Origin of the sequence: Aequorivita viscosa (assembly GCF_900106795.1) — a bacterium.
In the GTDB taxonomy this organism is placed as follows: domain Bacteria; phylum Bacteroidota; class Bacteroidia; order Flavobacteriales; family Flavobacteriaceae; genus Aequorivita; species Aequorivita viscosa.
In genome coordinates, this window is record NZ_FNNS01000016.1 from 18,456 (window position 1) to 38,037 (window position 19,582).

The 19,582-nt window shown below is 36.1% G+C and carries 16 protein-coding genes; 11 read left to right on the forward strand and 5 right to left on the reverse strand.

Features of this window, described 5'->3' with window-relative positions:
* Window positions 1–476 precede the first annotated feature (476 nt).
* The 4 genes from BLW28_RS10110 to BLW28_RS10125 all read right to left on the reverse strand — a co-directional run bounded on the left by BLW28_RS10110 (window position 477) and on the right by BLW28_RS10125 (window position 6,343).
* Entirely contained in the window at window positions 477–2,348 is a 1,872-nt protein-coding gene (locus BLW28_RS10110) for a mechanosensitive ion channel family protein (protein WP_073219026.1), read from the reverse strand.
* A gap of 38 nt (window positions 2,349–2,386) precedes the next feature.
* A complete protein-coding gene (locus BLW28_RS10115) occupies window positions 2,387–3,985 on the reverse strand; it encodes a phytoene desaturase family protein (RefSeq protein ID WP_073219023.1) in 1,599 nt (532 codons plus the stop codon).
* Window positions 3,986–4,116: 131 nt separating this feature from the next.
* A complete protein-coding gene (locus tag BLW28_RS10120) occupies window positions 4,117–4,518 on the reverse strand; it encodes a PUR family DNA/RNA-binding protein (RefSeq protein ID WP_073219021.1) in 402 nt (133 codons plus the stop codon).
* Between the two features lie 67 nt (window positions 4,519–4,585).
* The gene (locus BLW28_RS10125) at window positions 4,586–6,343 is read right to left on the reverse strand and encodes an ABC transporter ATP-binding protein (RefSeq protein ID WP_073219018.1); all 1,758 of its coding nucleotides are present in this window, start codon (window positions 6,341–6,343) and stop codon (window positions 4,586–4,588) included.
* 123 nt (window positions 6,344–6,466) lie between these two features.
* Here BLW28_RS10125 and BLW28_RS10130 point away from each other — a divergent pair, with 123 nt between their 5' ends.
* The 5 genes from BLW28_RS10130 (at window position 6,467) to BLW28_RS10150 (ending at window position 10,849) form a co-directional block, all read left to right on the forward strand.
* On the forward strand, window positions 6,467–7,564 hold the full coding sequence (locus BLW28_RS10130; RefSeq protein ID WP_073219015.1) for a Glu/Leu/Phe/Val family dehydrogenase: 1,098 nt from the start codon (window positions 6,467–6,469) through the stop codon (window positions 7,562–7,564).
* 103 nt (window positions 7,565–7,667) lie between these two features.
* A complete protein-coding gene (gene nusB / locus BLW28_RS10135; RefSeq protein ID WP_073219070.1) occupies window positions 7,668–8,612 on the forward strand; it encodes a transcription antitermination factor NusB in 945 nt (314 codons plus the stop codon).
* 53 nt (window positions 8,613–8,665) lie between these two features.
* Window positions 8,666–9,136: a DUF1573 domain-containing protein gene (locus BLW28_RS10140; protein WP_073219012.1), complete on the forward strand. Its 471-nt coding sequence runs from the start codon at window positions 8,666–8,668 to the stop codon at window positions 9,134–9,136.
* Window positions 9,137–9,163: 27 nt separating this feature from the next.
* The gene (gene yajC, locus BLW28_RS10145; protein WP_073219009.1) at window positions 9,164–9,454 is read left to right on the forward strand and encodes a preprotein translocase subunit YajC; all 291 of its coding nucleotides are present in this window, start codon (window positions 9,164–9,166) and stop codon (window positions 9,452–9,454) included.
* A gap of 156 nt (window positions 9,455–9,610) precedes the next feature.
* Window positions 9,611–10,849, forward strand: a complete 1,239-nt coding sequence (locus BLW28_RS10150; RefSeq protein ID WP_073219006.1) for a DUF445 domain-containing protein — start codon at window positions 9,611–9,613, stop codon at window positions 10,847–10,849.
* A gap of 82 nt (window positions 10,850–10,931) precedes the next feature.
* Here the strand turns inward: BLW28_RS10150 and pepT are convergent, their stop codons facing one another.
* Window positions 10,932–12,194, reverse strand: coding sequence for a peptidase T (gene pepT / locus BLW28_RS10155; protein ID WP_073219004.1), 1,263 nt, complete (start codon window positions 12,192–12,194; stop codon window positions 10,932–10,934).
* An 85-nt stretch (window positions 12,195–12,279) separates the two neighbouring features.
* Here pepT and BLW28_RS10160 point away from each other — a divergent pair, with 85 nt between their 5' ends.
* The 6 genes from BLW28_RS10160 to BLW28_RS10185 all read left to right on the forward strand — a co-directional run bounded on the left by BLW28_RS10160 (window position 12,280) and on the right by BLW28_RS10185 (window position 19,510).
* Window positions 12,280–13,326, forward strand: coding sequence for a quinone-dependent dihydroorotate dehydrogenase (locus BLW28_RS10160; protein WP_073219001.1), 1,047 nt, complete (start codon window positions 12,280–12,282; stop codon window positions 13,324–13,326).
* A gap of 322 nt (window positions 13,327–13,648) precedes the next feature.
* Window positions 13,649–14,263 (forward strand): LysE family translocator, encoded by a 615-nt coding sequence (locus tag BLW28_RS10165; protein ID WP_073218998.1) that lies wholly within the window; start codon window positions 13,649–13,651, stop codon window positions 14,261–14,263.
* A 98-nt stretch (window positions 14,264–14,361) separates the two neighbouring features.
* Window positions 14,362–15,225 (forward strand): hydroxymethylglutaryl-CoA lyase, encoded by an 864-nt coding sequence (locus BLW28_RS10170; protein WP_073219067.1) that lies wholly within the window; start codon window positions 14,362–14,364, stop codon window positions 15,223–15,225.
* 10 nt (window positions 15,226–15,235) lie between these two features.
* Window positions 15,236–16,756, forward strand: a complete 1,521-nt coding sequence (locus BLW28_RS10175) for a bifunctional metallophosphatase/5'-nucleotidase (RefSeq protein WP_073219064.1) — start codon at window positions 15,236–15,238, stop codon at window positions 16,754–16,756.
* A gap of 333 nt (window positions 16,757–17,089) precedes the next feature.
* Entirely contained in the window at window positions 17,090–18,310 is a 1,221-nt protein-coding gene (locus BLW28_RS10180) for a DUF4856 domain-containing protein (RefSeq protein WP_073218995.1), read from the forward strand.
* A gap of 78 nt (window positions 18,311–18,388) precedes the next feature.
* Window positions 18,389–19,510, forward strand: a complete 1,122-nt coding sequence (locus tag BLW28_RS10185) for an imelysin family protein (protein WP_073218992.1) — start codon at window positions 18,389–18,391, stop codon at window positions 19,508–19,510.
* Window positions 19,511–19,582: the final 72 nt, after the last annotated feature.

Consider the following 19,582-nt stretch of genomic DNA (forward strand, 5'->3'; position numbering starts at 1 on the left):
AAGATAGTGTTTTTGAAAATAGGCCTAAACCTCTTTTTTGAAAGTTAGCGATATAGTTATTTTAAGAAGATGCAAAGATGCGGATCAATCATAGATAAGCCATAGATAAGCCATAGATAAGCCATAGATAAGTCATTAAAAGCCATTAAAAAAGCGACTGTTAAAATTTACTGTAATTATGTAAATTACGCCTATGCAACTAAAGTTTAACCCCTGTTATAAAAGGCTAGATTAATAACGTGTTTGAGCTACTTAACTTAATAAAAACTTTCCTTTTCATCTTCCTTTTCCTTAGAAACAAAACCAATAGATTCAATGGTGTTTTATCTAAAAATCTTAAACTATTATTTAAACCATTTATATTTTTGGATTAGACGCTTGGTTCTTAAAGTTAGGCGGTGGTTGCTGGGCAAGTCAAAGTTTCTTGTTTCTATCCACGGACATTATCGATTGCTTATTCAGAAATTCTTTTACTTCTATTTCTTTCCTTGCGTTCTTATATTAAAACTTGGAGCTTCATAATCTTTCGGTAAATAATTAGCAGGGATTGTAGTCGAATTTCCATCGCGGGCAGCTCGGTAATGTGGCGACAGAATTTCAATTCCACGTTCATTAAATACATCTTGAATGTTTTGACGCAAATCGGAATAAATACTTCCTTGTTTATTAGCTTCACGAACATAGGCATGAACCTCATAGGCTACATAAAAATCTTCGAGTCCGGTTTGAAACACAAACGGATTTGGTTCTTTTAAAATAAGTTCAGTGCGTAAAGCAGCGTCTATTAACGCCGTATGTACGTCTTTCCAAGGAACATCATAACCAATAGTAACTGTTGTATGTACTATCAATCCTTTTTCAGGGGCATCGCTACTGTAATTTATGGTATGGCTATTCATTACTGTAGAATTTGGGATGGATATAATTTCATTAAACGGAGTTCTAACTCGTGTAACCAATGCAGATTTCTCAATTACATCGCCAGTAACATCACCGATTTTTACACGATCGCCAATGGTAAACAATCGCATATAAGTAAGAACCAAACCTGCAATAACGTTCGATAAAGAACCTGCAGAGCCAAAAGTGAACAGAAAACCTAAAAATACAGACACTCCTTTAAAAATAGGAGAGTCACTCCCTGGTAAATAAGGCCATAGGACTACAAACATGAAGGCTAATAAAAGAATTCGAACTATTTGATATGTCGGTTCTGCCCAATCGGGATAAAACCCGTTAAGCTGGAGGTTACCTTGTGCAATTTCGTCTTTTAAGAATCGTATTGCGCGAAGTACATAGCGATAGACTACTATGATAACTATAATTGTAATTAAATTTGGCAGGTAGTTCCAAAACGAGAGTAAGATGTTTTTTAACGGATCTAAAACATACCCAAAAAGAGTTGCGGCAAAATGTTGTGTCCAAGGGAAAATACCAAAAAGAATAGGTAGGGCAATATAAATAGCTACAACTATCGTAAACCATTTTACGGCATTATTTAACAACAACAGCACACTTATCTGCCTCTTTGCATCAAATAAGGTGTAGTTTTTAATTTGAACTCCTTTAATTTTTTTATTTTCTTGAGATTGTATCTTTAATGCTGTCCAAGCGAATAATTTTGAAATATATTTAACAAGAGCCGCAATAATAAGAAGCACTAAAATAGCCAAACCTATTTTCATTGCTAGGTTTAAATAATTAGTTTCTTCTTTATATTCAATTACTTCGGCATTAATAATAGCCACGTACTCTTTGGCTAATTCTTCCTTTGTAGTATTATTCCAAAGTGCATCCGATTCATTAATACTCATTATAATGGATTCGCCTTGAAGTATATCAAAGGTGGTTTCAGCATTTTCTATTTTAAGAGAATTAACATCAAAATCAATCGTGCTTCCTAGTTTTTCAATTCTTTTATTTACAGCTTCGGCGCGCTCTTTTGGTGAAAAACTACCAGATTTAGAATACAACAGAAATAGCGTGTCTCCAAAAAAACCAGTAACAGGATAGCCTTTTGTTACTTTTTTTAATGAGTCTATACGCGCTCTTTTTTCTGAAATCCGTGAGTTTTCTTTCTCATTAATAGCAATTAGCTGTGCCTGCAGTTCTTCTTTCTTTAAATTATCGGTCGTTTTTAGAGCGTTTAATTGCTGTTCTAACGCGACTTTTTGCACAGAATCTGCAATACGTTGTTTCTCTATTTCGAGAAGTCGTTTATTATAACTTTCCAGCAATGCAATATTTACCGAATCTTTTTTAACGGCTGTAGTGTCTTCTTGAGAAAAACCTATGCCCGATAAACAAGCAATTGCAAGAATTGTGATTATAATTTTAGTTCGCATCATATTGCTCAAATTTGTGGCTAAAGTAATTAAAAAGTCGTCTACTTTTTACTTCGTCCAATTTCTTTAAAAATCTTCCAAGAACCAAACTTTAATATAGTTGTGGCGCATAATAAACCAGAAAGCATGGCTCCAGCAACACCTACTATCGTTATATCTTGACCAGTTAAATAGAGTCCTTTTAGCTTTGTTTTTGGTCTAAGAAAAGGGAGTTTAAATCTTTCTGTAGCATGTGCCAACCCGTATATTTCACCGCTTTTATAACTTGTGAAATTCGCTGTTGAAAGCGGTGTAGAAACTTCGGAAGCAATGATTGTTCCTTCAATTTGGGGAAAAAATTTGAATAGCACTTTTAGCATTTCTTCTTCAAATTCTTTTTTAAGCGTTAGATATGTCTTGCTACGTTTCATCCAGTTTGTGTTTTTGTAGGCTTCAAACCACTCCATTTTTCCAATAGTAATAGCTTGAATGGTAGACGTGTTAGGATTAGCAATATCCCAGTTAGGGTCTTTTGCTGAAGGAAATGAAATATATGCGAAGTTTTTTGGCGCGTTTTGGAGCGTAGCTTCATGAAAAATCTCGTCTATATTTTGGTTCTTGTAATACCAGAAATTATGTTTAGGTAGATTTAACGCATCACTCGATTTATTTAATCCTAAATATAGACAAATATGGGCGCTTGCAGGTTTTACATTCTTTAGGTTAAAATTACAAATGTTTCGATCTGTTTCGGAAAGTAGGCTGTTAAAGGTATTGTTTACGCCAATATTACTAATTACACTCTTGCAAGAAATAAACTTTTCTCCAATTTGTATTCCTTGAACTTGTTTGTTTTTGGTAACAATTTTTGTAACATCGGCATTTATATAAATGGTTCCGCCGTTTGCTGTAAATACCTCCAACGTTTTTTCGCATATTTGGTCTGCGCCTCCAACAGGGTAGTAACCGCCTTCTAAAAAATGACCAATTACCATGGCATGAACTCCAAAACTGCTTTCTTGTGGCGATAGGCCGTAGTTGCCGCATTGGGCGCATAGAACAGCGATTAATCGTTCGTTTTTTGTGATTTCACTTAGAACCTCGTACGTAGTTTTTTGGGTGTATTTGGCATATCTTTTTCTAAATATCCAACCAACCGAATTGCTTAGCCAACGCTCAAACACCTTTTCAAAAAAGAAGGCACTTCCGCGTTTGTTTGCTTTTTCAATTAGTTCTAAATATTTGTCAATTGCTTTTTCTTCATTTGGAAAATAGCTAATAAATTGTTTTCTGAAGTTTTCTTTACCAGCTTTAAAAATATATTCGGTGCCGTCAATATTTGCAACATCGTATATGTCGCCCATGCTTTCCCAAGCTAATTTTCCATCTGTCAAAAAATCGAAAAACCCTCGCAATGAGCCGTCTTTTGCCATATTACCAACATAATGTACTCCAACATCCCATTGAAAGCCGTCTTTTCTTTTAAAACTGTGTGTAAAACCACCAGGCACATAATGCTTTTCGAAAATAGCAACTTTTTTTCCAGCTTTGGCAAGCCAAGTAGCGACTGTTAGTCCGCCCACTCCGCTACCAATAACTATATGATCCAGGCCTGAAAAGTTCAGGTCTCTTTTAAAAGGTTTGCAAAGTTTCTTTGACATACTGTAAGCGTACGAATAATAATTTCGAAGGTGTAAAATATAAAAAGTATTTATAGCGACCTTTAAATTTAGAAATAAAAAAACCGGCAACAGTTTTCGCTGTGCCGGTGTAAGCCTTAATTTACATTATTTTAAATATCGTCAAATTCGATGTCGGTAAACGTGCTTGTATCAACATCGCCGTTTTGAGCTACTTTTGAGAGGTCTGCAGTACTTTTTTCATCTGCATGTGGCGGTTTGTAATCCTTTTGATGACGCTCGCTAATTACCTCTTCGCCTTTTTCATCAATAACATAATCTATCATTTCAGCCAGAGTGTCTTTGAACTCGCTAAAATCTTCTTTATACAAATAAATCTTATGTTTTTTGTAGTGGAAAGATCCATCGTCGTTAGTAAACTTCTTGCTTTCGGTTATTGTCAGGTAAAAGTCTCCTGCTTTAGTAGACCGTACGTCAAAAAAATAAGTACGTCTTCCAGCTCGCATCACTTTTGAAAAAATCTCTTCTTGCTCCATTGTAAATTGATCGCCCATGTTGTTTGTTTTTTTCTTTATACGGTGCCAAAAATCCTAAAAATTTCCAAACCATCCAAAGTAAAATTTACATTTCTTTTTCCAAGAGTTGTTTTGCGTACAATTCCTTATAATATCCTTCTAGATTCACAAGTTCGTTGTGCGATCCGCTCTGTATTATTTTCCCATCTTCTAATACAATAATGTTAGTAGCATTTTTTACTGAAGATATTCGATGGCTTACAATAATCGTTGTTTTATCTTTTGAAATTTTGTGAAGGTGCTGAAGTATTTGTTCTTCTGTTTCAGTATCTACGGCTGAAAGACTGTCGTCAAATAGCAGGATTTTCGGGTCTTTTATAATTGCACGTGCAATTGACAAACGTTGCTTTTGACCTCCACTCAGCGTTATTCCACGCTCTCCAAGAACTGTGTCGTAGCCCTTGTTGAATTCAATAATATTTTTGTGAACCACAGCGCTTTTTGCAGCTTCAATAACCTCCTCCTCAGTAGCGTCTTCTTTTCCAAATCGAATATTATTCCGAAGCGTATCGCTAAATAAAAATGCATCCTGGGGAACATAGCCAATACTGCTTCTTAAATCGGATAAATTAAGGTTTTTGATCGGAATGCCGTCAATAGTTAACATTCCTTCTTCAACGTCGTAAAGTCTTCCTATAAGTTCAAGAATAGTAGATTTTCCTGAACCAGTATTTCCTACTATAGCAAGGGTGTCTCCTGGTTTTACCGAAAATGAAATATCTTTTAACGCTACGATGCCGGTATCGGGATAAGTGAATGTAAGGTTGTTAAACACTATATTTCCATCGATAGGAGTGTTTTCTTCAACTTCATTTTGAATATCTGGTTCTGTTTTTAGAAATTCGTTAATTCGTTTTTGCGAAGCTTCTGCCTGCTGAACCATTGAAGCAACAAACCCTACGATTGCAACGGGCCAGGTGAGCATATTTACGTACATCAAAAATTCTACTAGGGTTCCTAGTTCTTCTATTTTTCCATCCATATAGCGCATTCCCCCAATATAAATTACGAGAATATTACTCACGCCTATTAATAGAATCATTAAAGGAGCGAACAATGCCTGAACTTTAGCTAAATCGATGTTTTTATCCTTACTGCCTTCTGCAAGATTCTCGAAATCTTGATTAATTCGTGGCTCTATTCCGTACGCTTTTATTACTGAAATTCCGCTAAAACTCTCTTGCGTAAACGACGTTAATTTTGATAGGTATTGTTGAACAATGGTGCTCCGCTTATTAATCATTACACTCAGCTTGAAAATAGCAACAGATAGCAAGGGTAGTGGGGCAATGGCATATAACGTCAATATTGGATCCTGATAAAACATATAACTAATTACCACTATAAATAAGGTAATTGTCGTGATGCTATACATAAAAGCAGGTCCTACATACATTCGTACTTTAGACACATCTTCGCTAATGCGATTCATTAAATCTCCTGTTCTATTTTGTTTGTAGAATCCTAATGATAGTTTTTGATACTGTTCAAACACTACGTTTTTTAAATCGTATTCTACATATCTAGAGACCACAATGAACGTTTGTCGCATCATAAATGTGAAAAAGCCAGAAAGTAATGCTGCGCCTAAAAGTATTAAAACATTAATTAAAAGGTGCTGTTTTACGTATGCCAAATCGGTTATTTCGCCATTCATATACTGTTCAACGATAGTTACAGAGTCTCCAATTTTCATTGGGACTACAAGTTTAAAGACTGTGGCAATAATGGTTATAAACACCCCTACGATCAATCGGCCTTTGTATTTAAAAAAATAAGGGTTTAGGTATTTTAATTCTTTCATTTTCAGAAACTGCGAGCGGTTTAAAATATTCCTAAATTAACAGGCTTTGCTTTGTAGAATATATAGCAAACCACTACTTTTGCATTACCATTTTGAGAAATAAATAATTAATTATATAAAGCTATGAGCACCGATATAATCGACACTAAAGAACTTCATAAAATAGATCCAGTTTTTGGACAAGGATCTTTTGACAATCACGAACAAATTGTTTTTTGCAACGACAAAGATACTGGATTAAAAGCAATAATTGGGATTCACAATACAGTTTTGGGACCAGCTTTGGGTGGAACCAGAATGTGGAATTACTCTAGCGAGTGGGATGCATTAAACGATGTTTTGCGACTTTCAAGGGGAATGACTTTTAAAAGCGCTATTACGGGCCTTGATCTGGGTGGAGGAAAAGCTGTGATTATTGGTGATGCTAAAGCACAAAAAACTCCTGAACTAATGTTGAAGTTCGGAGAGTTTGTACATTCATTAGGGGGGAAATATATTACTGCCGAAGATGTAGGAATGAAAACTTCCGACATGGATCTTGTACGTACCGTAACTCCGCACGTAACTGGTATTTCTGAAGCAAATGGAGGTTCAGGAAATCCTTCTCCTATTACAGCGTATGGTGTGTATATGGGTATGAAGGCCGCTGCAAAATATACCTACGGAACAGAGGATCTTCAAGGTAAAGTTATCTATGTTCAAGGTATTGGTAATGTTGGTGAGTCTTTGGTAGAACACTTGAGCAAAGAAGGCGCTAAGGTTGTTATTTCCGACATCAACCAAGAGCGTTTGGAAGAAGTTCGCGACAAATACGGAGTAAAAATTTACGAAGGTAAAAACCTGTATTCTGAAGAAATGGACATCTATGCTCCTTGTGCTTTAGGTGCTACAGTAAATGACGATACTATTGGTCAGTTTAAAGCAAAAGTAATCGCAGGTGCAGCAAACAACCAATTGGCGGTTGAACAAAAACACGGAAAAGCACTACGGGAAAAAGGAATTGTTTGGGCTCCAGACTTTTTAATTAATGCGGGCGGAATTATTAACGTTTATGCTGAACTCGTAAAATACGACCGAGCTGAAATAATTCGAAAAACAGAAAACATCTACAACACAACGCTCGAAATTTTGAAAAATGCTGATGTTAATGACATTACTACGTATCAAGCAGCTTTCAATATTGCACAAGCACGTATTGATGCAAGAAAAAACGAAAAATAGTCACTAATTTGTGCCACTTGGCACTTACAATTTTATGTATCTTTGCAGCGCACAGGTAAAAACTTGTGCGTTGTTTTTTTATCAAAATAGTTCTTTAAAAAATATGCTTACAAGAAGACATGTCAGGGTAAAGGTTTTACAGTCGGTTTATGCTTATAATAGGTTGGAAAACCCCGATATTGATACACAAGAAAAGTTTTTGAAATACAGTATCGAGCAAATGCAGGATCTCTACCTGTTAATGCTTCAACTAATGGTGGCCATGCAAGGGCAAGCTGATCGATTTATGATAATATCACAGCAAAAACACCTAGCAACAGAAACTGAAAAAAATCCTAGCCAAACGTTTGTTAAGAACAAAGTGCTGAATTTAATAGCAACCAATTCACTTTTTGTTGAAACAATAGAAAAGAAAAAACTGAACTATTGGGATCTGGATTCCGAATATGTGAATATTCTGTTTAATGCGCTTAAACAAAAAGACTGGTATCAAGCCTATCTCGAATTAAAAGAAACTGATTTTAAAGAAGATCAAAAGTTTGTAATCCGCGTTTTTAAAGAAATTGTAGCTCCTAACGAAAAAATTTACGAGTATATTGAAGACAAACGTCTAACTTGGATAGACGACTTTCCACTTGTAAACACTGCTATTGTGAAAATGCTAGGCAAACTTTCAGAGAAAAACGCATCCGACTTGTTAGTGCCTGATTTATATAAGAATGAAGAAGACAGGCAGTATGCTATTCAACTTTTCAGAAAAGTTATTTTAAACGAAGATAAATTAAATGCTGAAATAACGGGTAAAACCCCAAATTGGGATCAGGATCGTATTGCAGATGTAGATTTAATTATTTTAAAAATGGGCATTGCTGAGTTTTTGTACTTCCCATCAATTCCTGCTAGAGCTACTATTAATGAGTATCTCGAAATATCTAAAGAATATTCTACACCGAAAAGCAGCATTTTCGTTAACGGAATTTTAGACAAAATTGTTAAAGAATTTACCGAGAATGGCAAACTCAATAAAATAGGACGAGGCCTTCATTAATAGTGAAAAAATGCCTATTTTTGGCGTGCTAAAAACAAAAAATATTTATTACAATGAAAAAATCAATCTTATTACTAGCAGTTCTGTCTGTTTTTGCATTTTCTTCTTGCAAAGATAATGCAGCAGATAAAGTAAATGAAGAGAATGTTGCCGCCGCTGCAGATCGTGATGCAGAGTCGGGTAAGTTTCCAAAAATCACTTTTGAAGAAAGTCAATACGATTTTGGAACTATCGACAAAGGAACTCACGTAGAGCACCTTTTCAAATTTAAGAATACTGGTGACGCTCCATTGATGATTGTAAATGCAAAAAGTAGCTGTGGATGTACTGTACCGGAATGGACAAAAGATCCTATCGCACCGGGAGGAGAAGGCGAATTATTAGTGAAGTTTGATGGAAGCGGACAAAATCAAGTTAGCAAAACCATCACACTTACAACAAATACAGAAGCTGGAACTGAGTCTTTGGTTATTAAGGCATTCGTAAATCCTACTAATCCAACAACCAAAGCACCAACATCTTAATTAAATTCAATATTTATAGTTACTGTTATGGGAGATCTTTCTCAATTTTTACCAATAGTTTTATTATTTCTAGTAATGTATCTCTTCTTGATACGTCCTCAAATGAAAAAAGCCAAACAAGAAAAACAGTTTGCCGCCCAACTTAAAAAAGGCGATAAAGTGATTACAATGGGAGGCATGCATGGAAAAGTCCTTGACCTTTTTGACGACGGAACCTGCATTATCGAAAGTTTGGCTGGAAAAATGAAGTTTGAGAGATCTGCTATTTCTATGGAAAAAACAGCAAAACTAAACGCACCCGTAAAGGAAAAGAAGTAATTAATTGTTCCTTTTATTTAAAAACTCCCTTGCTATAATTAATAGTAGGGGAGTTCTTTATTTTAAATAATAATTGCCGAGAATTTAAAGCGAATTTTATTTTATGTTGCGGCATAAACAATTTGGTTTACACTTAATTTTCTATCTTTAATAGCTATGTCCAACCACAAAAAAAACCAACTCCGGAAACATAAAAGATTAGCAACTGGTCTTTTCTTTTTCATGGCAATCGTTTATGCTGCAATGGTATATTTACAGCACAACGGTGGCCAAACGTGGATGGGTTATGTCGAAGCTTTTTCTGAAGCGGGAATGGTTGGTGCACTCGCCGATTGGTTTGCAGTAACGGCTATTTTTAAGCACCCATTAGGAATTCCTATTCCACACACTAATTTAATTGAAAGGAAAAAAGATGATCTGGGTCAGAATTTAGGAAAATTTGTGAAAGACAATTTCTTAAACTCCGAAAACATACGGCCATATATTGAAAAACTAGACGTTGTTAAGTGGGTGTCTGAGTGGTTGAATAAACCGTCTAGCCAGAAAATTCTAGAAACTGAAGTTGTTGGTCTCACAAAAAAAATTATTTCCGATCTTAAAGATAAAGACGTAGAAACGTTTCTTGCAATAAAAGGCACCGAAATTTTACATGAAATCGATTTTCAAAAAATAACATCTTCTGGTATCGATTACTTTATTGAAAAGAACGAACATATTCATTTACTAGAAGTATTACTCCCACAAATTAAAGGCTATATCAATGAAAGTGAAGAATTGATTCGGCAACGCTTGTACGAAAATAGACCTTTTCTAGCTTTTTTAGCTGGAAAAAAAATATCGACTGAAGTTGTAGATGGATTAGTTAAATTTCTTGACGAAGTAGATGCAGATAAAGAACATTTTGTTCGAAAGAAACTTACAGAAAATCTACGGAATTTTTCAAATGATGTAATAGTTTCTGAAAGTTGGAAGAAGAAATTTGATAACCTGAAGCAAGAAGTGCTAACGGAACAAAATCTACGCCCCTACACAGATGACGCTTGGCAATCTATTAAAGGACTTCTGATTCAAAACTTAGAAAATCCAGATTCGCAACTACAGGGTTATTTAAAAAGTAACATTCAAAAACTTTCGCACAGCCTGTCTCACGATCAAGCATTGAGTAGTCGCATAAATAGTTGGGTGCGCCACTTTTTATATCGAATGGTTCTTAAAAACAGAGATGAGGTTGAAGCTTTAATAAGCAGGACTGTAGCTGGTTGGAAAGGCAAGGAGCTAAGTGAAAAGCTAGAATTGGAGGTAGGAAAAGATCTGCAGTTCATTCGTATAAACGGCACTTTAGTAGGCGGATTTGTAGGTCTTTTGATTTATACGCTTACTCAATTGTTTCTTTAAGAATTTAGAACCCAAATAAAAAGCACCAAATTCCAAAAGTATTCATTGGAATTTGGTGCTTGATTTATTGAAGTTTCAATACTTATTCCTCTCCTGATTTGTAATTCGTAAGATCTTTAGCAGTAAGTTCTGCAATTTTAACAATTACCTCCGTTGCTTTTATGATGCTTTCTACAGGAACGTATTCATATCTTCCGTGAAAATTGTGACCTCCAGCAAATATATTTGGACAAGGAAGCCCCATAAAACTTAATTGTGAGCCATCAGTTCCACCGCGGATAGGCTTTATTAATGGTTTAAATCCTAACTGTTCCATGGCTTCCTTTGCGATAGAAACTATATGCATCACAGGTTCGATTTTTTCACGCATATTGAAATACTGATCCTTTATTTTAACAGATACAGCTTCCATCTGGAATTGCTCGTTGATATCGTTTGCCAATTCTTTCATCATTTCTTTTCGCGCTTCAAAATGTTCTTTGTTATGATCGCGAATAATGTATTGTAGTTTTGTTTCGTCAACACTGCCATCAATTGTATGAAGATGGAAAAATCCTTCACGGCCTTCGGTGTGTTCAGGAGTTTCAAGTCTTGGAAGCGAGTTAATATAGTCTGTAGCAATGTACATACTGTTTATCATTTTTCCTTTGGCATATCCAGGATGTACGATTTTACCTTTAATAGTAACCACCGCTCCGGCAGCATTGAAGTTTTCGTATTCCAGCTCACCTACTTGACTTCCGTCCATAGTATACGCCCATTCCGCTCCAAACTTTTCAACGTCAAACTTATGGGCGCCCCGACCAATTTCTTCATCAGGAGTAAAACCAACTCGAATTTTCCCGTGTTTAATTTCTGGGTTATTGATAAGATATTCCATCGCTGACACTATTTCGGTAATTCCAGCTTTATCATCTGCACCTAGAAGCGTTGTTCCGTCTGTGGTAATAAGAGTTTGTCCTTTATACATTAATAAATCCTCGAAATAATCTGGAGAGAGTATAATGTTTTGTTCTTCGTTAAGAACAATATCTTTTCCATCGTAATTTTCGATAATTTGTGGTTTAACATTCGCTCCTGTAAAATCGGGTGAGGTATCAAAATGTGAAATAAACCCAATTACTGGCACTGGGTACGAAACGTTAGAAGGCAACGTAGCCATTATATAGGCGTTTTCGTCTATGGTTACATCTTCCAGGCCTATTTGTTTCAACTCCTCAACCAGTTTATTGGCGAGGTTCCATTGCTTTTCAGTGCTTGGTGTTGTATTGCTATTGGGGTCACTTTCTGTGTCAATCGTTACATAGCTGGTGAAGCGATCAATAATGTGTTTTTTTTCAATCATAACTTTTCTTTTACAGTGCAAAATAAAGCATATTCAAAATAACAAATACATGGTTTAGTGTATTTTTGTACCATATTTGTCAACCATGTATAAAACCATCATTCGCCCCCTGTTTTTTAGCTTCGATCCAGAGAAAATTCACCATTTTACATTCTCAATGGTTCGCTCTTTTCATAAGATTGGCTTCGGAAGTATTTTCCGAAGTATCTATAAAATCGAAGACCCTAAACTTGAACGCGAATTATTCGGATTGAAATTTCCGAATCCCGTTGGACTTGCAGCTGGTTTTGACAAAGATGCGAAACTTTACAAAGAACTCTCGAATTTTGGATTCGGGTTTATTGAAATAGGAACTGTAACCCCAAAGCCACAAGCTGGAAATGAAAAGCCGAGACTCTTCAGATTGAAAGAAGACTCGGCCGTCATTAACCGAATGGGTTTTAATAATGGAGGGGTGGAAGAAGCGGTTGAAAGGCTGAAAGAGAATCCAAAAGGAATTGGAAGGGTCTTAATCGGTGGAAACATCGGGAAAAACAAAGTCACTCCCAACGAAGAAGCGGTCAACGATTACATAATCTGTTTTGATGCGCTGTATGATTATGTCGATTATTTTGTAGTAAACGTTAGTTCGCCAAATACGCCAAACCTTAGGGAACTGCAAGAGAAGAGGCCTTTAACCGGATTACTGCAAACACTTCAAGATAGAAACAAAGCAATGTCAGCTCGAAATGAGTCGAAAACTTGCAAACCTATTCTTCTAAAAATTGCACCCGATTTAACGAACGACCAACTTTTGGATATAATAGATATCGTTTCTGAAACTAAAATAGCTGGGGTTATCGCTACCAATACTACTATTTCACGCGACGAACTTACTTCAGAAAAACAAAAGGAAATGGGCGGCCTTAGTGGAAAACCATTAACTAACAGGGCGACAGAAGTAATCCGCTTTTTGTCAGAAAAAAGCAATAAATCGTTCCCGATAATTGGAGTTGGCGGAATTCATTCCGAAGAAGATGCGCTGGAAAAACTAGACGCCGGCGCTAGCTTGGTACAACTTTACACCGGTTTTATTTACGAAGGCCCAGGTTTGATTAAGCGGATTAACAAAGCAATTTTAAAAAGGACTTAGGATTAAAGGACTTACGACGTAGGACGCCTTTTATTATATATTTGTTTTTTGTCATACGAGTAATAGGTCTGCGAGTATGTGCGACATCAACGGGAACCGAAAATCTGAGAACGCGAAAATTATCCCACAGATCACGCCGATTAACGCAGAATAAAAAAGGTAATTGGCATTTGAGACTCCTTATAAAAGTTGTTTTAATGTTACAATTCACTCATTATGATATTTTGCGGATAATCAATTCTATTAATATAAAATTTAAATTCAATAAATTGAAAGTCTTATATCGTACGTCCTATAGTGCAGCGGTCTTACGCCATTTTTTATGATAGAAACCCTAATTTCTTTCTCAATCGCTACGCTTGCCCTCGCCATTTCTCCAGGGCCTGACAATATTTATGTGCTTACGCAATCTTTGGCGAATGGAACTAAAAGCGGAATTGCAACCACTGCTGGCTTGATAAGTGGCTGCATTGTCCACACCACGCTTTTGGCTTTTGGTCTTTCGGCTATTTTAATTGCTTCCGAAGAAATTTTTTATGGAATAAAGGTTTTGGGAGCTTGCTATTTACTTTATTTGGCTTACAAAGTTTATAAAAGTGATTCGGATATTTCTGTAGCTAATAACGCACCTAAAAAATCGTATCTCCAACTGTTTAAAACAGGTGTAATAATGAATTTGGTGAATCCGAAAGTGATGATTTTCTTCTTGGCGTTTTTCCCAGGTTTTCTATGGGATAAGGAAGGGAATACGATAGTTCAGTTTTATATTTTAGGAATTGTTTTTATGATTGTTTCCTTTATCACTTTCAGCAGCATTGCACTCGCCGCAGGACGAATCTCTAAGCTGCTTATAGAATGGAAAAATATGGGAGTTGTTTTAAAATGGTTGCAGATTGTGGTTTTTGTGGGGATTGCAACTTTCATTCTACTGCCTTAATATACTTTTCGCCACTTTCTAATTTCAAATTATTTTTTATAAACCATTTTTAAAGAGGAAAGATTTCTGACTTCGTGGGAATTCTTATCTTTGAGCCAATGCAGCAAGTAAAAATAATAGAATGTCCGCGCGATGCCATGCAAGGCATTAAGGATTGGATTCCCACTGAAAAAAAGGTGCAATACATTCAGTCGCTTTTGCGCTGTGGTTTTGATACCATTGATTTTGGAAGCTTTGTTTCGCCTAAAGCCATTCCGCAAATGCAGGATACAGCCGAAGTACTTTCAAAACTCGATCTCTCAAAAACATCAAGTAAGTTACTAGCCATTATCGCCAATGAGCGAGGGGCAATAGATGCCGTAAAACATCCAGAAATAGATTATTTGGGTTACCCGTTTTCCATTTCGGAGAATTTTCAGATGCGGAATACTCATAAAACGATTGCCGAATCTTTGGTGATACTCCAAGAGATTTTAAATCTAGCGCATAAAAACGATAAGGAAGTTGTCGCTTATCTGTCTATGGGTTTTGGAAATCCGTATGGCGATCCTTGGAATGTAGATATAGTAGGGGAGTGGACCGAAAAATTGGCGTCTATGGGCGTGAAGATTCTTTCGTTAAGCGATACCGTTGGCTCGTCTACGCCTGATATTATTTCCTATTTATTTTCCAACTTGATCCCGAAATATCCTGAGATAGAATTCGGTGCGCATTTACACACCACACCGACTGCGTGGTTCGAAAAAGTTGATGCTGCCTATAAGGCTGGCTGTAGAAGGTTTGACGGTGCTATTCAAGGTTTTGGTGGATGCCCAATGGCAAAGGACGATTTAACGGGGAATATGCCAACAGAAAAAATGCTGAGTTACTTTACAACAAACAAGGTTTCTTCAAATATCAGCCCTATGTCGTTTGAAAGCGCACATAACGAAGCAACAAAAATTTTCACTAAATACCATTAAACATTTCGAAATGGGAAGATTCTTATTCATAGCAATCGCAAGTTTGTTCTTAACGAGTTGCGGTGTATCCAAAGATGCTACCAATAAAACAGGTGAGATTACCATTAAAATTGTACAAATTAATGATATCTATGAAATCGCCCCACTCAACGGAGGTGAGTATGGCGGACTAGCACGCGTAGGTTTTATCCGTGATTCTATAAAAGAGAAATTCCCAAACACGTATTTGTTTTTGGCAGGCGATTTTTTAAACCCTTCACTTCTAGGAACAGTTAAAGTGGATGGGGAACGCCTTAATGGGAAGCATATGATAGATGTTTTAAACGCCTTGGAAATAGATTTGGTAACCTTCGGAAATCACGAATTCGATTTAAAAGAAAAGGAGCTTCTAAAAAGATTGGAGGAGTCTACCTTTAAATGGACTACAGCTAATACACGTCATGTTACTGAAAACGGGACTTTGCCTTTTGTTACAGGAAGTGGTCTAAATAAAATAGTGACTTCGGATTATGAAATCTTTACAGCTGTTGGCTCCGGAAGTGATAAATTGAAATTCGGCGTATTCGGGGTTACACTTCCTTCAAACCTGAAAGATTACGTTTACTATGGCGATATTTATGAAAATGCCGAAAGGGCATACAACCTAGCGCTTCAGAATACGGATTTTGTCGTAGGACTTACCCACGTTGCTTTAGAAGAGGATTTTGAAATTGCAAAACGTCTGCAGTCAATTCCTCTAATAATGGGAGGTCACGAACATTTTAATATGCTTGAAAAAGAAGGTAGCACAATAATAGCCAAAGCAGATGCCAATGCAAAGAGTGTTTATGTTCATACGTTAACGTATAATCTAAATAGTAAAAACCTTCAGGTTGATTCTGATTTGGTGATGGTTACTGACAAAACGCCTTCCAGTCCTAAAGTAGAAGTTGTTGTTACCAAATGGAATGAATTATTGAACAACAAATTAAAAGAAGTGATTGATAACCCCAATGAAATTATTTATCACGCTTCAATTCCGTTAGACGGAACCGATAAAGCGAGTAGAAGTAAACAAACCAATCTGGGCGATATTATTACCCGCTCTATGGCGAATGCGTATACAGGAAAAGTAAATGCTGCCTTGGTTAACGGAGGCTCCATCCGAATTGATGATAACTTAATTGGCGATATTACTAGCACAGATATTTTTAGGGTGCTTCCTTTTGGAGGAAGCGTTCTGCGAGTTGATTTAAAAGGTAGCCTTTTAATAGAAATATTGAATTACGGAGTAGAAAAAAGTGGAACAGGAGCTTATTTACAACGCTATAATTTTTCTAAAAATACAAACGGAAATTGGCAAATTGGAACCGATTTAGTCGAAAATGAAAACACCTATTCAGTAGCTTTTAGCGATTTCTTATTAAAAGGCTATGATATACCTTTCCTTACTCCAGAGAATCCAGAAGTGCTAAATGTTTATTATCCTATCGAAAAAGAAACAGCCTCGGATATTCGAAAAGCGATAATCGAGTATTTTAAATTACAATAGCACCAAGATTCCACAAGCTTCAATAGCTGTAAATTAGTGCTGTAATAGGTTAAGGGTAGACAATCTTTCAAAGAAATAAGCTGTTGAAAAAGAACTAAATACTATATCTTTTTTTGGCAAGTTAGTCTTCCGGATGTAATTTGTTTTACTTCTATATTTTCAGAAAACACTGTTTACTTCTAGTGTTTATAGGTGTTTATGACTTCTTATCTGATTGAAAAAACTTTAAATATTATCTTTATTTATTCTAAATAAGCTTGTGAGTTAGATTTTTCAATCTTACTTTTGCAAGCGTAAAACCAATCTATTTAAATTAAGTCTAAATAAACTCTAATGAAAAATTTCTTCTTTAGTGCGTCCATAATTAGTGCACTAGTCTTTACTTCTTGTTCTTCGGATGATTCTGTTAATCCTGACGATAACACGGTCGTTCCTCCAGCAACCTATACATTTAAGCGTGGAGGTGAATCTACTGTTTCTTTTGGAGGTCAAACTACGCGAATTAAAATGGCGGGTGAGTTAAAGTCTGCTCTTATGGATTTTGACAATGCTACCGAAAATTCCTTATTAGCTATGTATGCGCACGAAGCTGGAAATAATGATTTCAGCGATTCAGAATTAAATGCATCCGATAAAAGTCTTCGAAGCAAAACAGCGGCCTCTAAAGATTATTTCTCGGCAAATGCTTCAGAAAGTACAATCATTAAAGCAACTTTAGAAGGCTTTATTTCTTCACAAGTAAATGAAGTTTTTCCTAATAAAATGGTGGTTGCCTCTCCTGGCGTTGCAGGTCAAGTTGCCGATGGTGATAAAACGCGTTACGTAAACCAATATGGTCTAGAGTACAATCAAGCTTTCGCTAAAAGTCTATTGGGAGCCTTAATGACAGATCAAATGCTTAACCATTATTTAAGCTATGCGATATTAGATGAAGGAAGCAATAGAATAAATAATGACAATAACATTACAGAAGAAGGCAAAGCGTACACTACTATGGAACATAAGTGGGATGAAGCTTATGGCTATTTATATGGTAACTCTCAAGACCCAACAAATCCAAACTTAACAATAGGAGAAGACGATGCTTTCTTGAATGAATATGTAGGACAGGTTAGTAAAGATCCTGATTTCTCATCAATTGCAACTGATATTTTCGATGCCTTTAAGCTTGGACGTACTGCTATTGCTGCCAAAAATTACGAGGTTCGTGATTCGCAAATTGCAATAATTCAGAAAAATGTTTCAAAAGTAATTGCAGTTCGTGGCATTTTCTATTTACAAAATGGTAAAAACAAAATTGAAAACGGAAATGTACAAGGCGCATTTCACGCTTTGTCTGAAGCATACGGATTTGTCTATAGTTTACGTTTTACACGAAATCCTGAAACCAATACGCCACTATTTACACGATCTGAAGTAGATGCGTTGTTAGCCCAGTTAATCAATCCAGCAGATAATGGCTTTTGGGGAATTACACCAGAAACCTTAGAATCGATTTCTGAAGCTGTAGCAGCAAAATTCGACTTTACTGTTGCGCAGGCAGCAAGCATTTAATAATAGCCTTAGTTATTTACCAACCGAATCGTGATTTCACCTTTCGGTTGGATTTTTTTGATTTTTAAACCTAGCAAAATGAAATATTTAAAATTGAGTACCATCGTTTTTTCACTCGCGCTAATTCTTGCTTCCTGTTCTAACAGCAGCGACAATCCAGAAAGTGCTGATGATAATTTTGATCGTGGTGCCATGCTTGCCAACTGGGCAGACAATATTATTATACCAGCTTATACGAGCTTTAATGCTAAGGCAGCCGATTTAAAAACTAAAACCAGCGAATTTTCTACAAATCCGACGGTCGAAAAGCTTCAAGAACTTCGAAACACTTGGGAAAGCGCTTATGTTTCATTTCAACACGTTTCTATGTTCGAAATAGGGAAAGCAGAAGAGCTAAGATTCAGAAACAGAGTTAATATTTATCCTACCGATACCGCTCAAATTGAAGGTTTTATATCCACTGGAGAGTATAATCTTGACTTGCCTTCAACAATCGATGCTCAGGGCTTTCCAGCATTAGATTATATGATAAATGGATTGGCAACCAATGATTATGAAATTATTTCATTTTATACTTCACACACTAATGCCGAAGGGTATAAAAATTACGTAAACACCCTTGCTTCAACCATTTCATCTTTAAGTGCTGAAGTATTGACTAGTTGGACTGCTGGCTATCGCGATGTGTTTGTTTCCAATACCGCTTCTTCAGCTTCTGGAGCAGTAGATAAGTTTACAAATGCCTACATTTTCTATTATGAAAAGTCCCTACGTGCAGGAAAAATTGGAATTCCAGCCGGAGTATATTCTAACGGGGTTTTACCAGAAAAAGTGGAAGCATTTTATAAAGAAGATATTTCTAAAAAACTTTTGTTAGAGTCGATTACAGCGACCCATAATTTTTTTAATGGGAAGAAATTTGATGGCAACACAAATGGGCCGAGCTTTAAAACCTATCTCGATTATTTAAACACGATTAAAAATGGGGAAAATTTGAGTGCCTTAATTGATGGGCAATTTACAGTTGCCCACAACAAAGCAAATGAACTCAATCCTAATTTTGTAGAACAAATAGCAACAGATAACACAAAAATGCTGCAAACTTTTGATGAGCTACAGCGAAATGTAGTTTTGATGAAAGTAGATATGGTTCAAGCCCTAAATATTTCAATCAACTATGTTGATGCAGATGGGGATTAGCAATTTATTGGAACATTTTTTAATGTTTTAATGCTGAGAACCAATCTAATAACCAATACCGTTGTTTAGGAG